The organism is Aeromonas sp. 603757 (assembly GCF_049171255.1).
Lineage (GTDB): Bacteria > Pseudomonadota > Gammaproteobacteria > Enterobacterales > Aeromonadaceae > Aeromonas > Aeromonas veronii_A.
On the sequence record NZ_JAAKOE010000024.1, the window covers coordinates 49,771 to 71,226 of the forward strand.

General features: G+C 59.2%; 19 protein-coding genes. 8 read left to right on the forward strand and 11 right to left on the reverse strand.

Annotation, left to right across the window (positions count from 1 at the left end; genetic code table 11):
• Positions 1–100: 100 nt before the first annotated feature.
• Complete coding sequence (locus G5332_RS18495) at positions 101–865, reverse strand: EAL domain-containing protein (RefSeq protein WP_421249952.1); 765 nt, start codon at positions 863–865, stop codon at positions 101–103.
• A gap of 152 nt (positions 866–1,017) precedes the next feature.
• Here G5332_RS18495 and G5332_RS18500 point away from each other — a divergent pair, with 152 nt between their 5' ends.
• Positions 1,018–1,923 (forward strand): hypothetical protein, encoded by a 906-nt coding sequence (locus tag G5332_RS18500; protein WP_421249951.1) that lies wholly within the window; start codon positions 1,018–1,020, stop codon positions 1,921–1,923.
• 64 nt (positions 1,924–1,987) lie between these two features.
• On the opposite strand, the gene glyS is transcribed toward G5332_RS18500, so the two are convergent.
• Complete coding sequence (gene glyS / locus G5332_RS18505) at positions 1,988–4,057, reverse strand: glycine--tRNA ligase subunit beta (protein ID WP_005339462.1); 2,070 nt, start codon at positions 4,055–4,057, stop codon at positions 1,988–1,990.
• 9 nt (positions 4,058–4,066) lie between these two features.
• The gene (gene glyQ, locus G5332_RS18510; protein WP_005339464.1) at positions 4,067–4,990 is read right to left on the reverse strand and encodes a glycine--tRNA ligase subunit alpha; all 924 of its coding nucleotides are present in this window, start codon (positions 4,988–4,990) and stop codon (positions 4,067–4,069) included.
• Between the two features lie 222 nt (positions 4,991–5,212).
• Between glyQ and G5332_RS18515 the strand changes: the two genes are divergently transcribed.
• Together G5332_RS18515 and G5332_RS18520 are read left to right on the forward strand one after the other, a co-directional pair.
• Positions 5,213–5,785 carry a DNA-3-methyladenine glycosylase I gene (locus G5332_RS18515; RefSeq protein WP_064339030.1) on the forward strand — a complete coding sequence of 191 codons (573 nt, stop codon included), beginning with the start codon at positions 5,213–5,215 and terminating at the stop codon, positions 5,783–5,785.
• Positions 5,786–5,914: 129 nt separating this feature from the next.
• Positions 5,915–6,571, forward strand: coding sequence for an OmpA family lipoprotein (locus G5332_RS18520; RefSeq protein WP_005339468.1), 657 nt, complete (start codon positions 5,915–5,917; stop codon positions 6,569–6,571).
• 144 nt (positions 6,572–6,715) lie between these two features.
• Here G5332_RS18520 and G5332_RS18525 read toward each other — a convergent pair whose 3' ends face one another.
• Both G5332_RS18525 and tusA read right to left on the reverse strand, forming a co-directional pair.
• Positions 6,716–7,063: a RidA family protein gene (locus tag G5332_RS18525; RefSeq protein ID WP_201991043.1), complete on the reverse strand. Its 348-nt coding sequence runs from the start codon at positions 7,061–7,063 to the stop codon at positions 6,716–6,718.
• 21 nt (positions 7,064–7,084) lie between these two features.
• Positions 7,085–7,330 (reverse strand): sulfurtransferase TusA, encoded by a 246-nt coding sequence (gene tusA / locus G5332_RS18530; protein ID WP_005339470.1) that lies wholly within the window; start codon positions 7,328–7,330, stop codon positions 7,085–7,087.
• Positions 7,331–7,499: 169 nt separating this feature from the next.
• On the opposite strand from tusA, the gene G5332_RS18535 reads away from it, so the two are divergent.
• Positions 7,500–7,691, forward strand: coding sequence for a hypothetical protein (locus G5332_RS18535; protein WP_005339471.1), 192 nt, complete (start codon positions 7,500–7,502; stop codon positions 7,689–7,691).
• Positions 7,692–7,766: 75 nt separating this feature from the next.
• Here G5332_RS18535 and G5332_RS18540 read toward each other — a convergent pair whose 3' ends face one another.
• The 6 genes from G5332_RS18540 to G5332_RS18565 all read right to left on the reverse strand — a co-directional run bounded on the left by G5332_RS18540 (position 7,767) and on the right by G5332_RS18565 (position 16,927).
• Positions 7,767–9,005, reverse strand: coding sequence for an ABC transporter substrate-binding protein (locus G5332_RS18540; RefSeq protein ID WP_064339027.1), 1,239 nt, complete (start codon positions 9,003–9,005; stop codon positions 7,767–7,769).
• A 4-nt stretch (positions 9,006–9,009) separates the two neighbouring features.
• The gene (locus G5332_RS18545; RefSeq protein ID WP_005339474.1) at positions 9,010–10,455 is read right to left on the reverse strand and encodes an ATP-binding protein; all 1,446 of its coding nucleotides are present in this window, start codon (positions 10,453–10,455) and stop codon (positions 9,010–9,012) included.
• Complete coding sequence (locus tag G5332_RS18550; RefSeq protein WP_005339475.1) at positions 10,452–11,174, reverse strand: response regulator; 723 nt, start codon at positions 11,172–11,174, stop codon at positions 10,452–10,454. Before G5332_RS18550 ends, G5332_RS18545 begins: the two co-directional genes overlap by 4 nt.
• A 278-nt stretch (positions 11,175–11,452) precedes the next feature.
• Entirely contained in the window at positions 11,453–12,616 is a 1,164-nt protein-coding gene (fadA, locus tag G5332_RS18555) for an acetyl-CoA C-acyltransferase FadA (protein ID WP_224969151.1), read from the reverse strand.
• 21 nt (positions 12,617–12,637) lie between these two features.
• A complete protein-coding gene (fadB, locus tag G5332_RS18560; protein WP_421173132.1) occupies positions 12,638–14,785 on the reverse strand; it encodes a fatty acid oxidation complex subunit alpha FadB in 2,148 nt (715 codons plus the stop codon).
• A gap of 204 nt (positions 14,786–14,989) precedes the next feature.
• A complete protein-coding gene (locus G5332_RS18565) occupies positions 14,990–16,927 on the reverse strand; it encodes an acetoacetate--CoA ligase (RefSeq protein WP_227341646.1) in 1,938 nt (645 codons plus the stop codon).
• Between the two features lie 191 nt (positions 16,928–17,118).
• Here G5332_RS18565 and pepQ point away from each other — a divergent pair, with 191 nt between their 5' ends.
• From pepQ to hemG, 4 genes are read left to right on the forward strand one after another with little or no spacing between them, the layout of a single operon-like run.
• Positions 17,119–18,441 (forward strand): Xaa-Pro dipeptidase, encoded by a 1,323-nt coding sequence (pepQ, locus tag G5332_RS18570; protein WP_227341645.1) that lies wholly within the window; start codon positions 17,119–17,121, stop codon positions 18,439–18,441.
• On the forward strand, positions 18,441–19,058 hold the full coding sequence (locus G5332_RS18575; protein ID WP_227341644.1) for a YigZ family protein: 618 nt from the start codon (positions 18,441–18,443) through the stop codon (positions 19,056–19,058). The genes pepQ and G5332_RS18575 overlap by 1 nt, the downstream gene beginning before the upstream one ends.
• 36 nt (positions 19,059–19,094) lie before the next feature.
• On the forward strand, positions 19,095–20,552 hold the full coding sequence (locus G5332_RS18580) for a TrkH family potassium uptake protein (RefSeq protein WP_158114340.1): 1,458 nt from the start codon (positions 19,095–19,097) through the stop codon (positions 20,550–20,552).
• A gap of 7 nt (positions 20,553–20,559) precedes the next feature.
• A complete protein-coding gene (gene hemG / locus G5332_RS18585) occupies positions 20,560–21,084 on the forward strand; it encodes a menaquinone-dependent protoporphyrinogen IX dehydrogenase (RefSeq protein ID WP_005339483.1) in 525 nt (174 codons plus the stop codon).
• Positions 21,085–21,456 lie beyond the last annotated feature (372 nt).

The following is a 21,456-nucleotide window of genomic DNA, read 5'->3' on the forward strand; positions in this document are numbered from 1 at the left end:
CCATGGCGCAAGGTCACAGGGTATGCACATGGACACCCTCGGGTGTCCGTTTTCTTATTCGGGTGGGAGTGGGCTGAGGGGTCAGTGCAGACCGACTGGCTTACAAGCTGGCGAAATCTACTTCCGGCAGGGTTTCAAAGCCGGGGCGGGCAAACAGATAGCCCTGCATCAGGCTGATGCCCATCTCCCGCAGGCAGGCCATCTCTTCGCGGGTCTCGATCCCCTCCGCCAGCGGGGTGATCTTCAGCTCCGCAAACAGTGCCAGACAGTGGCGCACTATGGCTTGCCGGGTCGGGTCATGGTCGATGCCGCGCAGCAGGTGCATATCGAGCTTGACGATGTTGGGGTGAAAATCGGCCAGCAGGTTGAGGCCCGAGTAACCGGCGCCAAAGTCATCGATCGCCGTTTTGAAGCCGAGCGCCTGATAGTGATCGACGATGCCGCGAAGATGCTGGCTATCCTGCACCTGCTCCACCTCGGTCAGCTCGAACATGATCTGCTCGATGGGGAAGAGGTGCTCGCGGGCTGCCTGCAGGGTGGTGCGGATGCAGCGTTCCGGACGGTAGACCGCATTGGGCAGAAAGTTGATGCTCAGCATGCCCCGCATATCGAGCCGGGCGGCCAGCGCGATGGCCTTGATGCGGCACAGTTGATCGAAGCGGTAGCGGTTGTCGTCGTTGACCCGGGCAATCACGCTCTGCGCCGGCTCGTTGTTGAGCCCTCGCACCAGCGCCTCGTAGCCGAAAATAGTGCGCTTGCTGCAATCGACGATGGGCTGAAAAGCCATGGTGAAGTCGAAGTCTAGATCCACCTGCTCCTGACACTGCTGGCAGATTGACGGGGCGGGGGCGGCAGGTATGTTCATGACGTTCCTCTGATTGGCCGTGGCGGCGCTGGGCACTGTCTCAAATGATAACAGCTCATTGCCCCCTGTAGGTTCGATTAGCGCAGCGTAATCGGACGAACGAGAGGCTTTGGTTGCGGTTGTTGCCGTGAAGCCGGGGCGGCCAGCCGGAGTTGGAAATTCGGCTGGCGGTTATGGCGGGAGAGCCTATTTACGCGAACGTCCGATTACGCCTGACGGCTAATCGAACCTACCGAGGTGATAATTCTTCGCTAATTAAGCCTGTAGCTTTATTATTAGCATTGCTAAAATATGGAACGAAGTCTATGGGAAAGCGAAATTTTATTATTGTGATGTTTTGTGTGTTGGTTTTGGTTAGTGCTCCCTTACTTCTCTACATCTATATATTTGCACCAATCTCACATTATTCATTATCTACATCTGATCAAGCGTGGTCGAATTTTGGTAGTTTTATTGGCGGCACAATAGGAACTATTTTTTCTTTTTTGACATTCCTTGGCGCTGCGTTTGCAGTTTACTATCAAAAGAAGCAATTAGATGTACAGAAAGCCACAATGAAATTAGAAGAAATTCTTAGTTTGCTTTCTAGGCATTCTGAACGATTAGATGTGTTAATTTATACTAGTCCACAGTTATACCCTCATCAATATATAGAACTAAATGAGCTTGACCCCAAAATGAAAGCTTATATAGAAGGTAGCTTTATTAGCATATTGGCAGCGTTGGGTACGTTATCACTGAGCAAGAAGTATAACAAAACGTTTAATGTGCCTGACTCAAATGTACCAGATGGTTTTATATCTGGCTTTTTACAACAAAGTGCCTCATTAATAAACGTTGAGTTAAATAGCTATGGCCATTTGTTATCTATATATAAAAATAGTGATGGTGATCATGAGCTTGTTGGTTTTTATGAAGGCAAGTATTCAGCGTTAATTTGTTGGTTGAATGTAGTTGGATTGCTCAATGCGCCATTAATTAATGATCATGTTGATTTTATTGTATTAGAGAATGTCCTCGTAGGTAATAATTTTAAAGATTATTCATCTTCTATTTAAAAGTTATTTTTATAAAAAACGGCGCCTCGCGGCGCCGTTTTTAATATCACTGACTCAACCAGAATCACTGCAGCAGGGAGATATCCGCGACTTGCAGGAACAGGTTGCGCAGGTTGTTCAGCAGTGCCAGACGGTTGGCCTTGAGGGCTTCGTCGTCGGCCATCACCATCACCTCGTTGAAGAAGGTATCGACCGGCTCGCGCAGGGCGGCCAGACGGGTGAGGGCAGCCTGATAGTCACCGGCGGCGAACAGCGGGGCCAGTTCGGCTTGCAGTTCGGCAACCTGGGTGGCCAGAGCCTTCTCGGCGGCATCGACCAGCAGTTCCGGTTTAACGGCAGTCGGCAGTTCGCCTTCGACCTTGGCCAGAATGTTGCTCACGCGCTTGTTGGCGGCAGCCAGTGCCAGTGCGGCATCCAGCGTGCGGAAGTGGCTGACGGCCTTGACGCGACGATCGAAGTCGAGCGGACGGGTCGGGCGGCGGGCCAGTACGGCCAGCACCACGTCGGCACCGATGCCTTCGTCCTGATAGGCGGCGCGGAAGCGGCCCAGCATAAAGTCGACCACGTCGGTAACGACGGTTTTGTTGGTCAGCTTGTCGCCGTAGACGCGTACCGCTTCTTCAACCAGTTCAACCAGATCCAGATCCAGCTGCTTCTCGGTCATGATGCGCAGGGCACCGATGGCGGCGCGACGCAGGGCGAACGGGTCCTTGTCACCCTTCGGCAGCATGCCGATGCCGAAGATACCGGCCAGGGTGTCGAACTTGTCGGCCAGCGCGACGGCGCAGGCCACCAGACCGGACGGCAGGGCATCGCCGGCAAAGCGCGGCATGTACTGCTCGTTGAGGGCCACGGCCACTGCTTCATCTTCGCCATCGTGACGGGCGTAGTGCATCCCCATGACACCCTGGGTGTCGGTGAACTCGCCAACCATGTTGGTCATCAGGTCACACTTGGAGAGCAGACCGGCACGCTTGGCCTGAGCCACGTCGGCACCGATGCGCTCGGCGATAAAGCCGGCGACGGTCTCGATACGCTCGACCTTGGCCTTGACGGTGCCCAGCTGTTGCTGGAACAGCACGGTTTCAAGGCGCGGCAGGCGGGAGGCCAGAGTCTGCTTGAGGTCGGTCTTGAAGAAGAACTCGGCGTCAGAGAGACGGGGGCGAACCACCTTCTCGTTGCCGCTGATGATCTGGCTCGGGTCCTTGGACTCGATGTTGGTGACGAAGATGAACTTCGGCAGCAGCTTGCCGTTCTTGTCGTAGACCGGGAAGTACTTCTGGTCACCCTTCATGGTGTGCACCAGTGCTTCAGCGGGAACGGCCAGGAACTTCTCTTCGAAGTTGGCGGTCAGCACCACAGGCCACTCGACCAGTGCGGTCACTTCTTCCAGCAGGGCGTCGTCCAGATCGGCCACGCCACCGAAGGCGGCAGCGGCCGCTTCGACGTCAGCCTTGATCTTGGCCTTGCGCGCCATGAAGTCGGCAATCACCATGCCGCGCTCCTGCAGGATCTGCGGGTACTGGCTGGCGTTGTCGATGGTGAACTCGCTCTCGCCCATAAAGCGGTGACCGCGGATGGTGCGGGCAGAGTCGATACCCAGAATGTGAGCGGGAACCAGCTCCCCATCCAGCAGCAGGGTCACGGTGAAGACCGGACGCACGAACTGGATGGTCTTGTCGCCCCAGCGCATCATTTTCGGGATCGGCAGCTTGGCCAGCGCGGAGGCGACCAGCTCGCCCAGCAGATCGACGGCCGGACGGCCTTCGACCTTGGCGGTGTGAACCAGCCACTCACCCTTGTCGGTGACCAGACGCTCGGCCTGCTCAACGGTGATGCCGTTGCCACGGGCCCAGCCTTCGGCTGCCTTGGTCGGCTTGCCTTCGGCATCGAACGCCTGCGCTACGGCCGGGCCGCGCTTCTCGACGCTCTTGCTCGGCTGTTCGCCGGCCAGCTCGCTCACCTTGAGGGCCAGACGGCGCGGTGAGGCAAACCACTCGACGTCGCCAAAGGCCAGGTCGGCCTTGGTCAGTTCGGCTTTGAAGTTGTCGGCAAAGGCTTCGGCCAAGGAGCGCAGGGCTTTGGGCGGCAGCTCAGCAGTACCGATCTCTACCAGAAATGTATGTTGTGCCATGTCCGTTCCTTAACCTTGCTTGTTCTCACTGCGCTGACACATCGGGAAGCCCAGCGCTTCGCGGGAGGCGTAGTATGCCTCTGCCACGGCCTTGGTCAGGGTGCGAATGCGCAGGATGTAGCGCTGACGCTCGGTGACCGAGATGGCCTTGCGGGCATCCAGCAGGTTGAAGGAGTGAGCGGCTTTGAGAATGCGCTCGTAGGCAGGCAGCGGCAGCGGTTTTTCCAGTGCCAGCAGATTCTGGGCTTCCTTCTCGTACTGCTCGAAGCAGTGGAACAGGAACTCCACATCGGCGTGTTCGAAGTTGTAGGTGGATTGCTCCACTTCGTTCTGGTGGAACACGTCGCCGTAGGTGGTCTTGCCCAGCGGGCCGTCAGACCAGACCAGATCGTAGACGCTGTCCACGCCCTGGATGTACATGGCCAGACGCTCGAGACCGTAGGTGATCTCGCCGGTGACCGGCTTGCACTCGAGGCCGCCAACCTGCTGGAAGTAGGTGAACTGGGTCACTTCCATGCCGTTCAGCCACACTTCCCAACCCAGACCCCAGGCACCCAGAGTCGGGTTTTCCCAGTTGTCTTCCACGAAGCGGATGTCGTGGATTTCAGGATCCATGCCCAGCTCTTTCAGGGAGCCCAGATAGAGTTCCTGAATGTTGTCGGGGGAAGGCTTGATGATCACCTGGAACTGGTAGTAGTGCTGCAGGCGGTTCGGGTTTTCACCGTAGCGGCCGTCGGTCGGACGGCGGGACGGTTGCACGTAAGCGCAGGCGATGGGCTCCGGGCCCAGGGCACGAAGACAGGTCATGGGGTGGGAAGTACCGGCACCCACTTCCATATCCAGCGGCTGAATGATGGTACAGCCCTGGCGGGACCAATAGTCCTGCAGCTGCAGGATCAGGCCCTGAAAGGTTTTGACATCGAATTTTTGCATAATTTTTTTCGCGCGAAGTGAAAATCAGAGCAAGATTTGCTGAATGTGAACCGAGGGAGTATACCGTCTGGCATGGTCGGATAATAGGCGAAATTGCAGCGGATTCGCGGGATGGTGCTGCGCCCTGGCTGGTCGGGCAGGCTGTCCGGTATATGATGTGAGCAGTGCCGCCTGCAGAGTGGGTAGGGTCGGGCAAACCGCTGAAATAACGAGGGAGAGGAAATGGAACTGCGCTGCGCCTGGGTGACCAAAGACCCGGAATACATTGAATACCATGACAAACAGTGGGGCAGGCCGGTCTATGACTCGCGTGAGCTGTTTACCAAGCTCTGCCTCGACGGCCAGCAGGCGGGGCTGTCGTGGATCACCATCCTCAAGCGCACCGAGAGCTACTACCGCGCCTATGCGGACTTTGATCCGGTGCAGATTGCCCGCTTCGACGAGCAGGATGTGGAGCGGCTGATGCAGGACAGCGGCATTATCCGCAACCGGCTCAAGGTGCAGTCGATCATCAGAAATGCCCGCGCTTATCTGGCGTTGCAGGAGCAGGGGATCGACTTCGCCGACTACCTGTGGGGCTTTGTTGGCGGCGCCCCCATCGTCAACCAGCGGCAGGGCAACGGCGATATTCCTGCGACCTCGCCGGAGTCGGATGCCATGTCGAAAGCGCTCAAGAAGCTCGGCTTCAACTTCGTCGGCAGCACCATCTGTTACGCCTTTATGCAGGCGGTGGGAATGGTGAACGATCATCTGGTCAGCTGTCCTTGCCACGCCGAGTGTCAGTTACCGCGCTGACAGCCCGCCGGTTGGCCAAAAAAACATCACTCTCGCCGTTGATTCAGGCTTGCGTCAGACAATGGCGTGCCAGCGCGTTACAATCCGGCCCCCGGCATGGTGCCGGATTGTTTTCACAGAGGTTTTTTCATGCGAGCCAAGATCCTGGTGCCAGCTCTGGCACTGACCGTTGCCCTGAGCGGCTGTACCACCAACCCCTACACAGGTGAATCCCAGACCTCCAAAGGTGCCTGGGGCGCGCTGGCTGGCGCCGCTGCCGGTGCGGCCGTAGGTGCGCTCTCTTCCAGCAAGGGTGACCGCAAGAAGGGCATCCTGACCGGCGTTGCTGCTGGAGCGGCGCTGGGTGGCGGTATCGGCTACTACATGGACGTGCAGGAAGCCAAGCTGCGCGAGAAGCTGCAGGGCACTGGCGTCAGCGTGACCCGCAATGGCAATGAGCTGATCCTCAACATGCCGAACAACGTCACCTTCGACAGCTCCAGCTCCCAGCTGAAAGCGGCCGGTGCCAACACCCTCTCCGGCGTGGCCATGGTGGTTGCCGAGTTCGACAAGACCCGCCTGAACGTGGTCGGTCACACCGACAGTACCGGTTCCCGCGACCTGAACATGAAGCTCTCCCGCGATCGTGCCGATGCCGTTGCCGCCCAGCTGATTGGTCAGGGCGTAGCAGGTAGCCGCATCTCCACCACCGGCGTAGGCCCGGATCAGCCGGTTGCTACCAACAGCACCGCCGCTGGCAAAGCCCAGAACCGTCGCGTGACCATTACCCTGACCCCGACCGCCTAAGTCGCTCAGGTTTCGGTAACGAAAAGGCCCCGCCAGTGATGGCGGGGCCTTTCTATTGGTGCCGAGGCGAGCAATGGTGCCTTGTTGTTTGCTCCCTTCTCCCCTCGTGGGAGAAGGGGCGGGGATGAGGGGGATAAGCGCCTCTTAGACAGCGGCAGTCAGCTGTACTTCGACCTTGTAGCCTTCGTGGGCGAGGCGGGCTTGTACGCAGGCGCGCACGGGTGCGGTGCCAGCCGGGATCCAGGCATCCCACAGCTCGTTGAAGGCAGCGATGTCCTGAATGTCTTTGAGATAGATATTGGCCATCAGGATCTTGTCGACGCCGGAGCCGTTGGCTTCCAGCAGGCGTTGCAGGCTCTCAAGCACTTCGCGGGTCTGCTGGTGGATGTCGGCCTCTTCGCTGACGGGCACTTCCACCACGTAGAGGGTGCCATTGTGGATGACCACGTCTGACCAACGCTGGGTGGTGCCGATTCGGGTAATGGTTGTCATGGAGTGCTCCGGTACGGGGGCTTATTGACCCTTGCGGATCAGATAGCGGTAGGGGGCCTGCTCTGTCTCGCTGGCGACCAGGGTGTGATCCATAAAGCGGCAGAAACTGGGGATGTCGCGGGTGGTTGAAGGATCGTCGGCACTGACCAGCAGGGTCTCGCCATCCGCCATCAGCCGCACTTTCTTGCGAACCATCATAACGGGTTCCGGGCAACGAAGCCCGATTGCGTCCAACTCGTGGGTTGCGCCGCAGAATAAATCACTCATCTATTATCAACCTTCAACCTATTCGGCTGCCAATGATACTCAGGGCTAAAAAATAATCAAATAAACGCCCCATCAACCAGCATATGTAACCGAAATGTTATTCTGCCCTATCCAGCTTGCGCCGGACGAGTAATATAAAAATTGAACCATATTCAACAAGGAGGTGAATATGCAGGTCTCCTACGGCAGATTACAGGCCTATGCAGGCATGGGGTTCTTGTCCTTCGCCATGATAGTGATGGGCAGCCCGATCGGGAATACCGGTACCTGGTTCGGCTCCATGGTGATGGTCGGGTTGGGGCTCTGGATCGAGCTCAGCGATTACTATGACGAGGATGAGGACGAGAACGATCAATCCTGAATCGGATGACGATTCAACAACAAAGGCGGAGCTATTCCGCCTTTGTCATTTCTGCCGTTTGGCAATGTGCCCGGATCAGCGGGTCGAGCGCATCGCCCGCTCCAGATGCAGCGCCGTCTGCTCCGGGTTGGCCTTGGGATCGTTGAAGAAGTTGCTCAGCACATCGAGGATCGCCTGCCGCATATTGGTCGGCGTCGCCATCCCTTCTGCCATGCTGGGCAGCAGGTTGTCCTGCTTTTCCGCCAGCAGGAAGTCCTGATAGGAACGGACGGCGCAGCGGTCGAACTTGCTCATGTCGGGATTGGTCAGCGCCGGGATCGACCCCTTCACCCGATTGAACTCCTCCTGGAATTTCGGCGTCATCAGCAGTTGGGCCAGATCCCCTTGCGCCTGCAACTGGGCCGGATCCCGCTGTTTGAACATGGCGATGGAGTCGAGATTGTAGCTGAACAGTCCGGCGCTGCCCGGGCTCGGCAGACAGGCGATATCCTCACCCGGCCGGTAGTTGCCCGCGCTCAGTTCACCCTTCACCCAGTCCCCCATCACCTGCATGGCGGCGCCACCGCTCTCCAGCAGATTGGTGGCCTGATGCCACTTCAGACCGGCGTATTTTTGCGGCACATAGGCGCGCAGCTGCTGGAAGCGGGTCAGCACCCGCACCATGTCGGGGCCGGTCAGGGTGGCGCTGTCCTGCTCGAGGAACGCCTTGCGATAGAATTCTTTACCGCCCTCACCGAGCGCCACCGTTTCAAACAGTACCGCCAGCTGCCAGGGCTCGTTACCGATGGCGAGCGGGGTGATGCCCCGTTTTTTAAGCTGGTCGGCGACGGTGACAAACTGGGCCCAGTCGGTGGGTGGAGTCAGCTTGTTGCGCTCGAAGATCTTGCGGTTGAGCCACAGCCAGTTGACCCGGTGGATGCCGGTGGGCACCGCCATCAGGGCGCCATTCTGGCTGAGGGTGGCACGCACCATGGGCGGCATCTGGCTGTACCAACCGAGGTGTTCGGCCATCGGGCTGAGATCGCGCAAAAAGCCGAGCCCGGCCCACTCCTTGAGCTCATAGCCCTTGAGGTGGGCCGCTTCGGGCGGGTTGGCGGCCAGTGCCCGGCTTTTCAATACCGTCATGGCACTCTTGCCGCCGCCGCCCTGCACTGCAAAGTCGTTCCATTGGTTGCCCTGTTTGGTCCACTCGGATTTGAGCACTTCGACCGCTTTCGCTTCGCCGCCGGACGTCCACCAGTGCAGCACTTCCACCTGGGAGGCGGCAACGGGAGCAGAGAGCAGGGCGATGACAGAAAAAGACAACCACTTCATAAGGTTACTGCCTTGGTAGGGAGAGCGTGGCCTGCAGGCCACCTTGCGGACGGTTTTCCAGCACCAGATCGCCACCGTGGGCGTGGGCTATGTTGCGGGCGATGCCAAGGCCGAGGCCGGTGCCAGCCTGATCGGTACTGAGCCGGTAATAGGGTTCGAAGATACGCTCGAACTGATCGTCCGGCAGGCCGGGGCCCTCATCCATGATGAAGAGGATCAGCATCTCCTCGTCATCCATGATGATGATGCGCACCCGCTGGCCGTACTTGATGCCGTTGTCCACCAGATTGCCGATGCAGCGTTTGAGCGCCAGCAGCTTGCCGCGATAGGGCCACTTGCAGTGCCCCTCGATGGTCAGCCGCTCGTCGTGCAGGTTCATCGACTCCGCCATCTGCTCAAGCAGGGCGTTGATGTCGATCTCCTCGATATTCTCGTGAATGTCGGTCTCTTTGACCGTCTGCAGCGCCCCTTTCACCATCAGCTCCAGCTCGTCGAGATCCTTGTTGAACTTGGCGATTTGCACCTCGTCGTCGAGCAGTTCGACCCGCAGTCGCAGTCGGGTGATGGGGGTCTTGAGGTCGTGGGAAATCGAGCTGAACAGCCGCTCTCTATCGTCGATATAGCGACGGATGCGGTGCTGCATGATGTTGAAGGCGCGGGTCGCCGCCACGATTTCCGATGCCCCTTCCTCCTTGAGCGAAGGCTGATCGATATCTTTGCCGAGATTGACCGCCGCCTTGGCGAGACGGCGCAGCGGGCGGGTCTGCCAGCGCACCAGCATAAAGGTGAAGAAGCAGAGGAACACCGTCATCAGGGCGATGAAACGCACCTGGTTGCTCGGCATCACGGTATCGTCGAGGGTCATGTAGGGGGCGGGCAGCAGGGCCGCCAGATAGAGCCACTCCCCCTTTTCAATCTCGATCTGGGTCACCAGTACCGGTGGATTGAGCGGCTCCAGCGACAGGGTGTAGCGGGCCCAGGAGGAGGGAAGATCCGCCAGCAGGGTGTCGTTGTTGAAGACGTGGAGGTCATCGGGCCGGGAGAAATCCACCTTGATCGCCATGGCGTCGGAGAGCTTGCGGGTCAGCACTCCCTGCACCTCCTCCAGCACCTGTGTCTTGCGTTCGCTGTCGGGGATGGCGTTGATGTGGATCTCTTCCTCGTTGAGCGAGACGAAGAAGCGGCTGCCCCCCATGTTGCGCAGCTGGTCCAGCGCGATATGGCGATACTGTAGCGGCAGGGATTTGAAGAAGTTGACGGTGGAGGCGGCAGACATGGCGAGGTTGCGGGTGGTGCTGAGCATCCCCTCCAGTTCCCGCTTCTGGATCTGCTGCATCCAGATGCCGGTCAGAATGGTCTGGGAGAGCAGGATGGCCAGCAACAGCAGCAGGATCATCCGTGACAACAGGGAGCGGGGTACCAGCGCCCCCCAGGACCACTTGTTGCTCATGGCAGCTCGTGCACCTCGGCAATCAGCATGTAGCCACTGCCGCGAATGGTCTTGATGATGCGCGGGCTCTTGCCGTTGTCGCCCAGCTTCTGGCGCAGACGGCTGATCTGCACGTCGATGCCGCGCTCCATCGGCAGACTTTCGCGACCGCGGGTGGCATCCGAGATGGTGTCGCGATCCAGCACCACGCCGGGCTGTTGCAGGAACATGCCGAGCAGCATGGCATCGCTGCCGGAGAGATCCAGCAGGCTGCCATCGTCATGGGTCAGCTGGTGGCTCAGGGTGTCGAGGGTCCACTCGGCAAAACGCAGGCGGCGGCTCGGCTCTTTCTCTTTTTCCGGCTGGCGGAATTCGGCGCGGCGCAGCAGCGCCTTGATGCGGGCCTGCAGTTCGCGGGGGCTGAACGGCTTGGCGATATAGTCGTCGGCGCCGAGTTCGAGGCCGATCACCCGATCCGCTTCGTCGGAGGCGGCGGTCAGCATGATGATGGGCACCTGGGAGTCACGACGGATCTGCTGGCAGAGGGTAAAACCGTCCTCGCCGGGCATCATGATGTCCAGAATAATCAGGTCCGGGCTGTGCTGGGCGAGTTGCTGACGCATCTCGTTGCCCTCCGCCGCCGTCAATACCTGAAAGCCCGCCCGGGTCAGGTACTCATTGAGCAGCTCGCGGATCTCTTGGTCGTCATCGACGATCAGCAGTTGTTTGCTCATTGACATATGTATGTGCATCCACCCATTTTTTTGTGCAGATTGAACCTGTCGGGGGAGTAAAAAGCAAGCAAGCCCCCTATCTAATGTGAGGTTTAAGGCAATAACAGCCTATTGATAAGATTAAAACGAAAAAAGGCCGACCCAAACGGGACGGCCAACAGACAGCTTCTGACCACTGACGAGCACCCCGTGTGGCGATCGTCACAGACTTGAAAAGGGGCCAGTCAGACTGGCCCCGAAAAGGGACAACTCTCAGTAGTGCATCCCGTCGATCCGGCTGGTTATCACACCCGTTCAAACACGGTGGCGATGCCCTGACCCAGACCGATACACATGGTGGCAACCCCCAGGGTGGCATCCTTCTCCTCCATCAGATTGATGAGGGTGGTGGAGATGCGGGCACCGGAGCAGCCGAGCGGGTGGCCCAGCGCAATGGCGCCGCCGTTCAGGTTCACCTTCTCGTCCACCTGATCCTGCAGACCCAGATCCTTCACGCAGGGCAGGGACTGGGCGGCAAACGCCTCGTTCAGCTCGAACAGGTCGATATCACCGACAGTCAGACCGGCACGCTTGAGCGCCTTCTGGGTGGCCGGTACCGGGCCGTAACCCATGATGGCGGCGTCACAGCCGGCAATGGCCATGGCACGTACCCTGGCGCGCGGCGTGAGGCCGAGGGCCTTGGCACGATCCGCGCTCATCACCAGCATGGCGGCGGCGCCATCGGACAGGGCCGAGGAGCTGCCGGCGGTGACGGTGCCGTTGACCGGATCAAACACCGGGCGCAGCTGGCTCAGGGTTTCGACCGTGGTCTCCGGGCGGATCACCTCGTCGTAGTCGTAGAAGAAGCGCGCGCCGCTGGCGTCATGGCCTTCCAGCCCGACGATCTCCTTGGCAAAACGCCCTTCCACGGTGGCCGCGTGGGCGCGACGGTGGGAGCGGGCGGCAAACTCGTCCTGCTGCTGGCGGCTGATGCCGTGCAGCTTGCCGAGCATCTCGGCGGTCAGCCCCATCATGCCGGAGGCTTTTGCCACCGACTTGGCCATGCCGGGGTGGAAGTCGACGCCGTGGCTCATCGGTACGTGACCCATGTGCTCGACGCCGCCGATGATGAAGATATCCCCGTCACCCACCTGAATGGCACGAGAGGCATCATGCAGCGCCTGCATACTGGAGCCGCACAGGCGGTTGACGGTAACCGCCCCCACCTGCTTGGGAATACCGGCCAGCAGCGCTGCGTTGCGGGCGATGTTGAAGCCCTGCTCCAGGGTCTGCTGCACGCAGCCCCAGTAGATATCCTCGATCTCGTTCGGGTCGAGGTTGGGGTTGCGCAGCAGGATGGATTTCATCAGGTGCGCGGACAGATCTTCTGCACGCACGTTGCGGAAGGCGCCGCCCTTGGACCGGCCCATCGGGGTCCGGATACAGTCGACAATGACTACGTCTTTCATGAATGGATCTCCTTTCCGCAATCAGTAGAAGGTTTTGCCCTGGGCGGCCATCTCGCGCAGCTTGTCGCTGACGCGGTAGAGCGGGCCCAAGTCGGCATACTGGTCGGCCATGGCCACGTAGCGATCCAGACCGATAGTGTCCAGATAGCGGAACACGCCGCCGCGGAAGGGAGGGAAGCCCAGACCGTAGACCAGTGCGATGTCGGCTTCGGCTGGCGTGGCGACTATGCCCTCTTCCAGACAGAGCACCACCTCGTTGATCATCGGGATCATCATGCGAGCGATGATGGCGTCCTTGTCGAAATCCTGTTTCGGCTTGGCGATGGGGGCCAGCAGCTCGTAAGCAGTGGCATCGGCCACCTTCTTCGGCTTGCCCTTCTTGTCCTGCTCGTAGGCGTAGAAGCCCTTGCCGTTCTTCTGACCGAAGCGGTTCACTTCGTACATCACGTCGATGGCGGTGCGACCTTCCTTGCTCATGCGTGCCGGGAAGCCCTGCGCCATCACGTCACCGGCATGGTGACCGGTGTCGATACCGACTACATCCAGCAGGTAAGCGGGGCCCATGGGCCAGCCGAACTCTTTCTCCATCACCTTGTCGACGGCGGCGAAGTCGGCGCCATCGGCGACCAGCTTGTTGAAGCCGAAGAAGTAGGGGAACAGCACCCGGTTGACGAAGAAGCCCGGGCAATCGTTGACCACCACAGGGGACTTGCCCATGGCGGCGGCATAGGCCACCACACGGTTGATGGTTTCATCGGATGTCTGCTCGCCGCGGATGATTTCCACCAATGGCATGCGGTGCACCGGGTTGAAGAAGTGCATGCCGCAGAAGTTCTGCGGGCGCTTCAGCCCCTTGGCCAGCAGGGAGATGGGAATGGTGGAGGTGTTGCTGGCGAGCACGGCGTCTTCGCCAATGATCCCTTCCACTTCGCCCAGTACGGCGGCTTTCACTTTCGGGTTCTCGACCACGGCTTCGACCACCACATCCACGTGCTTGACGTTGTCATAGCTGAGGGTCGGAGTGATGGCGGAGAGCACCTGGCCCATCTTGATGCCATCGATGCGGCCCTTCTCGAGCTGGCCATTGAGCAGCTTGGTGGCTTCGCCCATGCCAAGTGCCAGCGCCTTCTCGTTGATATCCTTCATCACCGCCGGAATGCCCTTGCTGGCAGACTGGTAGGCGATGCCGCCGCCCATGATGCCGGCACCCAGTACGGCGGCGTGGCCAGTGGCCTTGCTTGCCTGCTTGGCCGCCTTCTTGGCCAGCGCCTTGATGTGCTGATCGTTGAGGAAGATACCGACCAGTGCCTTGGCCACGTCGGTCTTGGCCAGCTTGATGAAGCCCTGTGCTTCAACGACTAGCGCTTCGTCACGGCCCATGCCAGCAGCGGCCTCGACGGTTTTCACCGCGGTCATCGGCGCCGGATAGTGTTTACCCGCCACGGCGGCAACCATGCCGGCGGCGGTGGTGAAGCTCATCATGGCTTCCAGTTTGGAGAGGCGCAGCGGGGCTTTCTTGGCGGCACGACGGCTCTGCCAGTCCAGTTTGCCCGCGATGGCGTCCTTGATCATCTGCAGCGCAGCGCTGTGCAGCGCGTCAGGGGCGACCACGGCGTCGATGGCACCCACCTTGAGGGCGTCATCGGCACGATAATCCTTGCCGGTGGTGATCCACTCGAGCGCGTTGTCGGCGCCGATCACTCGCGGCAGACGGACTGTGCCGCCAAAGCCCGGCATGATGCCGAGTTTGGTCTCGGGCAAGCCGATTTTTGCGGTGGTGTCGGCCAGACGGAAGTCAGTGGAGAGGATGGTCTCGCAGCCGCCGCCGAGGGCGTGGCCCTTGATGGCGGAGAGGGTCGGAACCGGCAGATCTTCGATGGCATTGAAGATGTCGTTGGCCTTTTTCAGCCAGCCGAGCAGATCTTCTTGCGGCAGATCGAACAGTTCCAGGAATTCGGTAATGTCGGCACCGACGATAAAGGCGTCTTTGCCAGAGGTGAGGATCAGACCTTTTAGTTCACGTTCTTGTTGTAATGCGGCGATCGCTTCGCTCAGGGAGAGCAGGGTAGCGCGATCCAGCTTGTTGACTGAACCCGGGGCATCAAACCTCAGCTCGGCGATGCCGTTTTCGAGGTAGCTGACCGACAGGGTTTCGCCTTGGTAGATCATGAGAGTGTCTCCTTGTTCCCACTCAGTGGGGAGTGGTGCTCCTTTATCCCCAGCAGGGGGCGAGGCTCACTATTGATCCAAAAGGAGACATTTTCAACACCTATTTAAAACATTTGTTTAACAGTTCTCGAGTAAAAGCTCCTCATCACAAAACAGGCAAAAGAGAGGCGCCTTGCGGCGCCTCGGATGAATATGAGTTTGTTATCAACTGGCCAGTTCCGGCCGGTTGCGATACTGGTTCAGCACCTCGGGATCGGCGAGGGCGTGGGTATTGTTGACCGGCCGGTTGTGCACCACTTCCCGTACCGCCAGCTCGACGATCTTGCCGGACTTGGTGCGTGGGATGGCATCCACCTGCAGGATGCGGGCCGGTACATGGCGGGCGGTGCAATGTTGCTTTATTTGCTGGCGAATGCGCTCGCGCAGCGGCTCGTCCAGCTTGCAGCCCGCCTTGAGCTTGACGAACAGCACCACCCGCTCGTCCTGCTGCCACTGCTGGCCGATGACGATGCTCTCCTCCACCTCGTCCAGCTGCTCGACATAGCGGTAGATTTCGCTGGTGCCGATGCGCACGCCGCCCGGGTTGAGGGTGGCGTCGGAGCGGCCGTAGAACAGAATGCCGCCGGTCGGGGTCAGCTCAATCCAGTCGCCGTGGCACCAGATGTTGTCGAACCGTTCGAAGTAGGCGGCATGGTACTTGTCGCCATTCTCGTCACCCCAGAAGTAGATGGGCTGGGCCGGGAACGGCTTGGTGCAGACCAGCTCGCCCTTCTCCCCCTGCACCGGCTGACCCACTTCGTTGAATACCTGCACCGCGAGACCGAGGCCACGCCCCTGACTTTCGCCACGATAGACAGGGCTGAGCGGATTGCCGATGACGAAGCAGGAGCAGATGTCGGTGCCACCGGAAATGGAGCTGAGCTGCACATCCTGCTTTATCTGCTGATAGACGTAGTCGAACCCCTCCGGCGACAGCACAGAGCCGGTGCTGCAGATCAGCCGCAAGTGCGGCAAGTCGTGGCTCTTGATGGGGGCATAACCCTGTTTGTGCAGAGCATCGAGATACTTGGCCGAGGTGCCGAACAAGCTGACTTGCTCGTCGCGGGCGAGATCCCACAGCACGTTGCCGTCCGGGTAAAACGGTGAGCCGTCGTAGAGCACCAGAGTGGCGCCGGAGGCGAGGGCGCTTACCAGCCAGTTCCACATCATCCAGCCACAGGTGGTGAAGTAGAAGATCCGCTCCCCCGGCTTGATGTCGCAGTGCAGCTGGTGCTCTTTCAGATGTTGCAGCAGGGTGCCGCCGATGCCGTGCACGATGCACTTGGGTTTGCCGGTGGTGCCGGAGGAGTAGAGGATGTAGAGCGGGTCATTGAAAGCCATCGGCTCGAACTGGAGGCCGGCGTCCGATTGGCTTGCCAGCAGTTGCTGCCAGTCGTGACCAAGCTGCAGCGGGTTGCCGAGCAGGGGGATCATCACCGTCTGCTCTATGCTGTCGATCTGGCTGACGACCCCTGCCACTTTGTCCTGAATATTGATGGCCTTGCCGTTGTAGCGATAGCCATCCACGGCAAACAGTACTCGCGGCCGGGTCTGGCCGAAGCGCTCTACCACGCTGGCCTCGCCAAAGTCGGGGCTAGTGGAGGTCCAGATCGCCCCCAGACTGGTGGTTGCCAGCATGGCTACCACGGTTTCCGGGATATTGGGCAGATAGGCGGCAACCACATCGCCACGAGCAATCCCCTGATTGCGCAGCCATTGAGCCAGCCGGGCAACCTGTTCCCCCAGCTCACGCCAGCTCAGGGTGCGGCTTGGGCTCCCTTCGATACGGGAGATGATGGCCGGGCTCTCGTCCTGGCGGCGCAGCAGGTTTTCGGCGAAGTTGAGGCGGCTGTCGGGGAACCAGCGGGTGCGCTGCATATCCTGACGGTTCTCCGCCACTATGTTGCCGAGTTCGCCCTTGACGCCGCAGTGCTGCCACACCAGCGGCCAGAAGCGGGTGGTCTTTTCCACCGACCATTGCCACAGCTGCGGATAGTCCTGCAGTTGCAGGCCGTGGAAGCGGTTCACCTCTGCCATAAAGCGGTAGAGGTTGGATTGCTGCATCCTGAGCGGATCCGGTTGCCACAGGCAGAGGTTGTCCATGAGTAATCCCTGACTTCATGTATCTACCGGCAGTGTATTGAATTGTTTTTGATTTGTTAACGACTGGTTCTCTGTTGATAACAAACACGTTTGTAACGTATGCGTTACCTCACGAAGCGGCAGCTTGACGGGTCGAGCCGCCAAGCGCTTGATGTTATGCTGCAATCACATTCACCTCGGAGCAGGACGCCATGAGCAGCTACAGCCAACTTTTTGCCCAGCATCTCGATACTTTGCAGCAACGCACCCGCGATATCCTGCAGCAACAGGGACTTGGCGGGCTGGCCATCCACTCCGGCCAGACCCACCGCATCTTCCTCGATGATCAGGATTACCCGTTCAAGGTAAACCCGCACTTCAAGGCCTGGTTGCCGGTGCTGGACAATCCCCACTGCTGGCTGCTGGTGGACGGGGTGAACAAACCAATCCTGCTGTTCTATCGTCCGGTCGATTTCTGGCACAAGGTGGCGGATCTGCCCAATGCCTTCTGGGTCGAGTTCTTCGATATCCGCTTCCTGACCCGACCGGAACAAGTCGCCGATCATCTGCCGGGCAACAAGCAGGAGTGGGCCTATCTGGGCGGTCATCTGGAAGTGGCCGAGCTGCTGGGTCTGACCCAGCCCAATCCGGAGGCGGTGCTCAACTACCTGCACTATCACCGTGCCTACAAGACCCCCTACGAGCTGGAGTGTCTGCGCGAGGCGAACCGCATCGGTGTCCGTGGTCATATCGCGGCCAAGGACTCTTTTATGGCAGGGGCGAGCGAGTTCGAAATCAATCTGGCCTATATGAAAGCGGTCGGGCAGGGGGCCAATGAGGCGCCCTACGGCAATATCGTCGCCATCAACCGCAATGCGGCCATCCTTCACTACACCCATTTGTCCGCCTTGCGGGTGCCGGATGCGGAGCGCCACTCCTTCCTGATCGATGCGGGCGTCGATTTCCACGGTTATGCCTCCGACATCACCCGTACCTGGGCGTGGCGCCGCGGCGAGTTTGCCGATCTGATTGCAGCCCTCGACGAGCAGCAGCAGGAGATCATCAAGGAGATCAAGCCGGGTCGCCGCTACAGCGAGCTGCACCTGCAGATGCACCACAAGCTGGCGCGCCTGCTGCAAGCGACCGAGTTGGTGGATATGTCGGTGGACGAGATGATCAACACCGGGGTGACCAATGTCTTCTTCCCCCACGGCCTCGGCCACTTCCTCGGTTTGCAGGTACACGATGCGGGCGGTTTCATGCAGGATGAGCGCGGCACCCACCTAGCGGCGCCCGAGCTGTTCCCCTATCTGCGCTGCACCCGGGTGATGGAGGTGGGTCAGGTGTTCACCATCGAGCCGGGACTCTACTTCATCGACAGCCTGCTGGAGCCGCTGCGTCAGGGCGAACAGGGCAAACGGGTCAACTGGAACAAGGTGGAGGCGCTGCGTCCGTTCGGCGGCATCCGCATCGAAGACAACATAGTGCTGCACGCCAACGGGGTGGAGAACATGACCAGACAAGCAGGGCTCTGATGACGGCTGCGTACTCCATTCCGGCTGCCCCGCTGGAGTTGACCGAAGAGATAAAGAAGAGTCGCTTCATTACCCTGATCGCCCACACCCCGACCGTCGAGGCGGCCAAGGGGTGGGTCAACGAGATCAAGCGCCAACATCCGGCCGCTCGCCACCACTGCTGGGCCTTTGTGGCTGGTGCGCCGCAAGATAGTCAGGTTTATGGCTTCAGCGATGACGGCGAACCTTCCGGTACTGCGGGCAAGCCGATCCTGGCCCAGTTGATGGGCTCGGGGCTCGGTGAAATCTGCGCCGTGGTGGTGCGTTACTACGGCGGCATCCAGCTTGGCACCGGTGGACTGGTCAAAGCCTATGGGGGCGGCGTCGGTGCCGCCCTCAAGCAACTGCCCACCCTGCTCAAGGTGCCGCGCACTCCCTCTCTCATTCACTGCGATTACGGTGACATGGGGACTGTCGAGTCGCTGATCAGCAGCCATAATGGCGAATTGCTGGCGGCCGATTACGGTCAGCAGGTCACCTTGCAGGTGGCGTGGGAGTCCTCAGTTTGGGCTCAGGTGGACCGTGAATTGACCGACCGGACTCATGGGCGGGTATCCCTCAGTCCCTTAGATGGCTAGAATCCATCGCTCTTTAATTGGGGAAAGGGAGCTGTAATGCACATTCTGAGCATTATTCGCATTGTTGGCCTACTGGTTGCGTTGTTCAGCTCGACCATGCTGTTGCCTGCACTGGTGGCCTTTGGCTATCGGGATGGTGGTGGTGCCGAGTTCGTCAGCTCTTTTCTGATCGCCCTGCTGCTCGGCGTGGTGCTCTGGTTTCCCAATCGCTATCACAAGAAGGAGATGCGCTCGAAAGAGGGCTTTCTGATTGTGGTGCTGTTCTGGACCGTGCTGGGCAGTGTGGGGGCGGTGCCCTTTATCATGAGCGACGTGCCGGATATGTCGGTCTCGGAGGCCTTCTTCGAATCTTTTTCCGGCCTGACCACCACTGGCGCAACGGTACTGACCGGGCTCGATCACCTGCCCAAGGCGTTTCTGTTCTATCGCCAGTTGCTGCAGTGGCTGGGGGGGATGGGGATCATCGTACTGGCGGTGGCCATTCTGCCACTGCTGGGTATCGGGGGCATGCAGCTCTATCGCGCCGAGATCCCGGGGCCGGTGAAGGATACCAAGGTGACGCCGCGCATCGCCGAAACGGCCAAGGCGCTCTGGTTCATCTATCTGCTGCTCACCGCACTCTGTGCGCTGGCCTACTGGCTCGCCGGGATGACGCTGTTCGATGCGGTCTGCCATTCCTTCTCGACTCTGTCGGTCGGTGGCTTCTCCACTCACGATGCCAGCATCGGTTTCTTCAACAGTCCGGTCATCAACCTGATTACCGTGGTGTTCCTGCTGCTGGCCAGCGTGAACTTTGCGCTCCACTTTACCGTTTTCTCACACCGCCCGGTGCGGCTCGGTCGCTACCTTTACGATTCTGAACTCAAGGTGTTCCTGGCCATCCAGGCGACCCTGGTGATGATCTGCTTTGTCGCCTTGCTGACCCACGGACACTACGCCACCTGGCAAGAGGCGCTCAACCACGGTCTTTTCCAGGCGGTCTCTCTGGGTACCACCACCGGCTATAGCACCACGACCTATGCCGACTGGCCCTCGTTCCTGCCCATGCTGCTGATGTTCTCAGCATTTATCGGCTGTTGTGCGGGTAGTACTGGCGGCGGCATCAAGGTGATGCGTTTTATGATCCTGTTCATGCAGGGGATGCGCGAGTTGAAGCGGTTGGTTCACCCCAGAGCCATTTATACCTTGAAGCTGGGGAATCGGGCGGTGCCCGAGCGCATCGTCGAGGCGGTGTGGGGCTACTTCGCCACCTATATTATTCTCTTCTTTATGTTCATGTTGCTTTTGCTGATGACGGGACTGAACGAAGTGACCGCATTCACCGCTGTGGCTGCGGCTTTCACCAACGTAGGCCCGGGTTTGGGAGAGGTATCAGCCAACTTCGGCAATATCTCGCCGGCGGCCCAGTGGGTACTGGTGTTGGCTATGTTGTTTGGTCGATTGGAAATTTTTACGCTTCTGGTACTGTTTACTCCTGCATTCTGGCGTAGTTGAGGTTGTTATGGACAAGATTCTGGTGCTTTATTCCTCTCGGGATGGCCAAACCCGCAAAATAGTCGATGTCATGCTGGAGCAGATGCCGGGATGCGAAGTGGTGATGCATGACCTGCATACCTTGCCGATGTGCAACCTCAGCAAGTATGCCAAGGTCTTGATCGGCGCCTCCATTCGTTATGGCAACTTCCACCCCAGCTTGTTCAGCTTTATTCACGCTCATCAGGAGCAGCTGGAGGTGGCCAATGCGGCCTTCTTCTGTGTCAACCTGACGGCCCGCAAGCCAGAGAAGCAGACGCCGCAAACCAATGCTTATATGAAGAAGTTCCTGCGCCTCTCCCCCTGGAAGCCGAAAACCCTGGGGGTGTTTGCCGGTGCGCTGCAATATTCCCGCTATAACTGGTGGCAGACGCGCATCATCCAGCTGATCATGAAGATTACCGGTGGCAGTACAGACACCAGTAAGGACATTGAATTTACCGATTGGGAAAAGGTGCGCAGCTTTGCACGCGAATTCTGGTCAAAAAGGTAGCTGTGTGATGTGAATTAAGGTTTTTTTGCCCGAAACAGCCCCGCCGATGCGGGGCTTTTGTTTAATAAAACAACGGTTAAACCTGAAAGTTGTAAAAAATGCCATTTTTTGCAGTTTTCCTCTTGTCATCCCGGCGCGGCTCCCTATAATGCGCCCCTACCAGCACGGCGGAACACGCCGGACTGATGAGCCAGCTTCCTAGCGAAGTGGGCGCCGAAAGAAAAGCGAAAACAACCGCTTGACTTTCGAAGTGAGAAGCGTAATATGCGCCTCCTCAACGCGACAAGCGTGACGTTCTTTAACAATTTGAATCAAGCAATCTGTGTGGGCACTCACAGCATCGAACATCAAAAACAATTTTTGATTTTCAAT